Genomic DNA, 1010 nt, shown 5'->3' with positions numbered 1-1010 from the left:
CTGTTTTTCGTGGGCCGATACTTGCTACCGTTGAATCGCAGTATGTATGCATAGGTCTTCGGAATATTGGCAAATTCTTTCGGTATTGGGTCTCTGCGTTCATCGACCTGAACTTCACGCTCTGCGTGAAGTACCAGATCAGGCATTCCCAGCGTTTGCTGTTTGGTTGGGAGCAGAGTTCGTGTCGTATCCATTAGGACACTCGAGCAACAAACGCCACCATCCTCGGTCAACGCGACTCTGCTCGAGAGAGGAATGTCGCGAAGCACAGGCTTTAGCGCGGTACCACGCTGCATAAGCAGCGTCAGTGACACGCTTACGTGGGAATTCGCTGCGTTAAGTCCACGCTCATTGTCATGGCTGATGGCAAAGGCAAGGGCCTTGCCGCGACTGTACGACACGGGAATCACATAAGCCTTGCCCTGGTATGTCTCTATCCATCCGCTGAAGGGAAAGGGCTCAATGTAGCTCGATACGATGCTGCGTCTGTGCATGTCGAAAAGGCCGGCCGTCAATCTGAATGGCCGGTCTCTTAGCTCTTCGTCCGAAACATCCGGTTTGTCTGGATAGGGCATTTCGGGCATGAAGACTGCGAAAGCCAACATTCTGCCTTCCCTGATTTGACGGCATTCGCCAAATTCGAGAGTTACATCAACATTGTTTGGAGCAAAGGCAGGCTTGTTGAGTGCAGATAGGAGAGCCTTGGTTTGTCCAACTGTGCAGGATTTCATCGTGGGGGCTCTACTAGAACTGCCCGCCCACGATAGGTTGCAGATCATGAACAAGAAACACGTGATTGAAACGAGGCGCATAGAATCCCTAACGTGCGAAGTAGCTGGCTGCCGATACGCGCAGCGTGAAGGCGGTCCAGTTGACTGCCGGGTTGGACGAAGCCGCTACGCGGAGGAAGCGGACGCATCCGGTTTCGATTCAAAATATGACCTCATCCCTGGCACAGAGGGCCGGTTCAATTAGTGACAATGAGGTCATCATAATATGGAAGGGCGTTC

Annotated in this window: 1 protein-coding gene; it reads right to left on the bottom strand. The window is 52.6% G+C overall.

Annotated features, from left to right (window positions below):
- Nucleotides 1-731, bottom strand: a 731-nt coding sequence (locus C7C56_RS28160) for a hypothetical protein (RefSeq protein WP_146204448.1), incomplete at its 3' end; no start/stop codon positions are given.
- Nucleotides 732-1010 lie beyond the last annotated feature (279 nt).

Source organism: Massilia glaciei, from assembly GCF_003011895.2.
GTDB classification, from domain to species: domain Bacteria; phylum Pseudomonadota; class Gammaproteobacteria; order Burkholderiales; family Burkholderiaceae_D; genus Telluria_A; species Telluria_A glaciei.
The sequence above is the reverse complement of the archived record's forward strand: the minus strand, read 5'-3'. Positions and strand labels throughout refer to the sequence as shown.